This window comes from Pseudomonadota bacterium, from assembly GCA_039815145.1.
Classification (GTDB): domain Bacteria; phylum Pseudomonadota; class Gammaproteobacteria; order Steroidobacterales; family JBCBZW01; genus JBCBZW01.
The window spans coordinates 1-4,084 of sequence record JBCBZW010000238.1 but is presented as its reverse complement, the minus strand read 5'-3'; the positions used below and the strand labels follow the sequence as shown (position 1 = coordinate 4,084).

Sequence of the window (4,084 nt, the reverse complement as noted above, 5' to 3'; positions counted from 1 at the left end):
TCCAGCGCTGTTGGGCGGCACTGACGGCGACCACCTTGTCGACCAGGGCGTAAGACAGGGCGAGCATCGATCGGAAGCGACCCCGCACGGGCACGCAATGGTGTTCGAAGCCCGCACAGCAGGAGTGTTCGACGAGGATGATTCTGGCCCGCGGGCGTCGCACGCGCAGCAGGAACAGCCAGGGCAGCAGGCGCCAGCTCAGGGAGTCGTGCAGGACGATGGTGTCGGCGTGGCGAGAGGCGGCGCTCCAGCCGCTAGGGTCGTCCACGGCGTGGAGGGACTGGTCGATGTCGGCCAGGGCGCCGCCGTCGACCAGGGTGTGGAGCATCCGCGTGACGCCGCCGAGCCGCGTGTCGCGTAGAAGGTGAACAACTTTGCCAGGTGTCATGAGGTGGCTCCCCGTGATCCGGTGACGAGGCGTTCCAAGGCGACGTACCAGGAGTCGCGTAGCACCTTGAGGGCCAGGCAGGCGGCGAGGGTGGTGGTGGTCTTGACGGGCTCGGCCGCGATCATCGCGGGGTGGCAGCGCAGGGCTTGGGCCATGAGCTGCGAGGCGAAGCCGCCATCGCGCTGGGCCACCAGGCGTCGGGCGAGGTAGCGGAGCTGGTAAGCGCGCGCGACGGACTCGTAGCGAGCGGTGAAGACCGGGTCGATGCGGCGCGCGTGCTCCACCATCTGCTGCCAGCTGTCGAACTGCTTGATCACGTCGGCAGAAAGACCACTCTCGGCGATGCGGTAGGCCGTGAGCTGCTCACCGATGCCGCGAAACTCCCACGGCGTGGTGAGGGCGATGCGCACCCAACACTCGATGTCTTCGCTCTGGCGAAAGGTCTCGTCGAAGAATTCGGGGCGATTCTGCTCCGGGCGATGGAAGGCGATCTGATCGAACACTTCGCGCCGGATAACGGCGGCGGACCCGTTGCCGACCGGGTTGCGGCAGAACACGCGAGCGGGCGTCACCCGTTTGAGGCGCGGACGCTGAGCGAGGCCGAGGGGGCGCCCGTCGCTGCCGATCAAGGCGGAGGCGCTGTAGCTCACGCCCACCTGCGGCTCCCGGTCGAGCAGGGCGACGTGGCGCTCGAGCTTGTTCGCCATCCAGCGATCGTCGCTGTCGAGGAGGGCGATGTAGCGCCCATCCGCAGCGGCGATGCCGGTGTTGCGCGCGCCGGCGAGGCCACGGTTCGCCTGGCGGATCAAACGCACGCGAGGGTCTTGCGCCTGGAGGGCGATCTCGCCGCTACGCTCCGGGCAGCCGTCCTCCACCACCAACAGTTCGAAATCCTGGAAGCGCTGCGCGAGCACCGAATCGACGGCTTCGCGAATCGTCTTTGACGCCCGAAAGGCGGGCATGATCACGGAGACCGTAGGCATGGTCGTCCTCCTAGCTATGGTTGTGGGCGAACGGCAGGCGCAGGGCGTGGGCGAGGCTGCCCAAGGCCGAACGCTGGACCAGGGGCGAGGCGTCGCTGGGCCGAGGCGCGAGCGCCCGGCGCAGGTGGGCGAAGGCCTCGCGCAGGGGGCGACCGGTGCGCAGGGCCTGCCGCGCGAGGTAGCGGTGGTAGGTGGCCTGCGCCTGGGCGAGGGTCGTGCCATCGAGCCCCGGGATGGCTGCGATCATTCGTTGCCAGCCGCTCAGCATGGCCTCGAGGTTTGCCGAGGCGCTGTCGGTGCTCACCCGGTAGCGCACGAGCGTGCAGTTGATGGCCTCGATACGGGCCCCGCGCATCAGGGCGCGAACCATCAGCTCCTGGTCCTCGGCATGATGCAGGCGCTCGTCGAAGCCGCCTATACGATCCATAAGGCGCTTGCGTGCCACCAGGTTGGATGACGTGCAGGCGGGGTTGCTGGCCAGGAGTGCCTCCAACGCAAGGGGCCCCCTTGGCATGCGGCTGCGGCGGGCGCAGGGCTTGCCGTTCCCGTCGATCGGTTGAATCCGGGCGAAGCTCATATCGATTTCCGGGCGGAAGTTGAACAGGGAGATATGGGTGGCCAGCTTGTCGTGCTGCCAGAGATCATCCGCATCGAGAAACGCGATGATCTCGCCGTTGGCGTGGCGTAGGCCTAGGTTGCGTGCGGTCGAGGGGCCGCCGTTCTCCTGCGACAGCACGCAGATGCGCTGGTCGTGGCGCGCGGCCTCGAGGGCGATGGCGATGCTGTCGTCGGTGGAGCCGTCGTCCACGATGAGCAGCTCCCACTCGGCGTAGTCCTGGGCGAGCACGCTGCGGATGGAGTCGTCGAGGGTGGCCTGTGCGTTGTGCACGGGCATGATGATGCTTACGGTTTGCATAGCGTTCTCCGGGTGGTGGTCGAGAGGGGCCCCAGGACGTACGCGCAGAGCAGTCCATCGCAGGCCCAGGTCAGAAAGGTGTACGTGTGGACGGCGCCGCCGACGCCGGCCGCCAGCGCCGCGGCCATGACCGCGCCGAGGGTGAGTACGGTGCTGCCCCAGGCCCACGCTGCATCGCTGGCGGTGCGATGGGTGGCGCGCAGGTATTGCTGGGCGAGGCCCCCCGCCAGGCGGGCGGGCGCGGCCAGGCAGAGCACGGCGATCAGGGCGACCGCGTCGCGCCAGTGCTCGCCGAAGAGCAGCGGCACGTAGAAGGACGCGCCTAGCGATTGCAACAGGGCGATGGGCCCGACCACGAGCAGTCCCAGGCGCATCAGCGAGGGCAGTTCGCGCTCGGGCGTCTCACTTCGGCACAGTCTGGGGTAGGCGATCAGGGAGAACGCGCCGCACAGAGCGAGGCTGATCCCGAGTCCGGCGTTGAAGGCGAAGACGTAGAGGCCGAGGGCATCCGCACCGAGGATGAGCCCGAGCAGCAACTTGTCGCCGTGCAGGCGGGCCGTCGCCGCCAACTCCGCGATCGCCACGCCGGCGCCGAAGCGAAGCAGCGGCCACGCCGGCGCAGGCGGCACCGTGGGATCCGGGCGCCAGGGGCGAGCGCTGCGTGTGCGCAGCAACCAAATGGGCGCCACCAGCAGCTTCGGCACCACGAGTGCCCAGACACTCGGCCACAGCAGCAGCAGGGAGATCGTGAGGAGGTTGTCCGCCACCATCTGGGTGGCAGCGATCTCGGCCGTCTTGGTCAGCCGACCCTCGCGCATGATCAGGAAGCAGGAGACCAGCCCCGGTGCCATGATCGGGTACACCAGCGCGAGACTCGCCAGGAGCGGGAACAGGACCGGCGCGTCCATCCAATGCGCCAGCAGCAGTCCGAGCAGGCACTGGAGCCCCGCAACGCTCAGGCAGATCCCGTAGACCAGGCGCTGGCACGTCCGCGCGTACGCCGCGAGATGGGCGCCATCCACCGCGATCAGCTGCGGCCCCAGGCCACCGTTGGCGACCGACTTGATCAGCTCGCTGACGGCGACGGCCAGAGCGGCAAGGCCGAGCTCGGCCGGGCTCAGGCAACGAGCGGCGACGATCGCGGCGAATATCCGTGTTAGGCGCGTGGCGCCTTCGCTCGCACAGAAGGCGCCGAATTGGCCGAGGAGGATGTGGCGGGGGTCCGTCATGGGCTGGCTCGTGGTTGATTCGGGGAGTGCTTCTCCACGAACCGGGCCAACTCCTCCCAAGCGCCGCCTAACTCACTGATTACCCGCTGCTAATCCTCCGAACGTGGCGCCTACGCCAGATCTGCAGGCGTGTCGACTTTGCGATGTGCCTCGCCTTCTGCGACCGCTTCGTTGCGTTTCGCGAAGGGTATTCCCTTGCGCATGCCGTCGTGGACCCAGGGCGCGTGCAATTTCAGTGACTTAGGCCGTTGGCACAAACCCTGCTTTGGATGGGCAACACAACCCACGCAGGAGAGCCCCGCCATGAACGACTGCAACCGACCGTGCCGACCCGACGAGACGCCCAACCCGACGCGATTGCTGGGGCTGGCATTGGAGCGTGGCACGCTCGAGGGGGCGGTGGAGCGCATCGTCGCTGACGTCGAGCGCGGTGCGAAACGCCGCTACGCGTTCGTCAACGCCCACGGCTACAACGTGATGTGGGGATCTGCGTCCTACCGCGAGGCGCTCGAGAGCGCCGATGCCTTGTTCCCCGACGGCACGGGCGTGCGTTGGGCGGCGCGCTGGG

The 4,084-nt window shown here is 68.3% G+C and carries 5 protein-coding genes; 1 reads left to right on the top strand and 4 read right to left on the bottom strand.

Annotated elements, in window-relative coordinates:
* The 4 genes from AAF184_25030 to AAF184_25015 all read right to left on the bottom strand — a co-directional run.
* Positions 1-388: glycosyl transferase (locus AAF184_25030; protein ID MEO0425622.1), on the bottom strand; the 388-nt coding region annotated here is incomplete at its 3' end.
* Positions 385-1,371 (bottom strand): glycosyltransferase family 2 protein, encoded by a 987-nt coding sequence (locus AAF184_25025; GenBank protein ID MEO0425621.1) that lies wholly within the window; start codon positions 1,369-1,371, stop codon positions 385-387. The genes AAF184_25025 and AAF184_25030, both read right to left, overlap by 4 nt.
* 10 nt (positions 1,372-1,381) lie before the next feature.
* The gene (locus tag AAF184_25020; GenBank protein ID MEO0425620.1) at positions 1,382-2,287 is read right to left on the bottom strand and encodes a glycosyltransferase; all 906 of its coding nucleotides are present in this window, start codon (positions 2,285-2,287) and stop codon (positions 1,382-1,384) included.
* Positions 2,275-3,516 carry an oligosaccharide flippase family protein gene (locus tag AAF184_25015; GenBank protein ID MEO0425619.1) on the bottom strand — a complete coding sequence of 414 codons (1,242 nt, stop codon included), beginning with the start codon at positions 3,514-3,516 and terminating at the stop codon, positions 2,275-2,277. The genes AAF184_25020 and AAF184_25015 overlap by 13 nt, the downstream gene beginning before the upstream one ends.
* A 303-nt stretch (positions 3,517-3,819) precedes the next feature.
* On the opposite strand from AAF184_25015, the gene AAF184_25010 reads away from it, so the two are divergent.
* On the top strand, positions 3,820-4,084 hold a 265-nt coding region (locus AAF184_25010), incomplete at its 3' end, for a hypothetical protein (GenBank protein ID MEO0425618.1).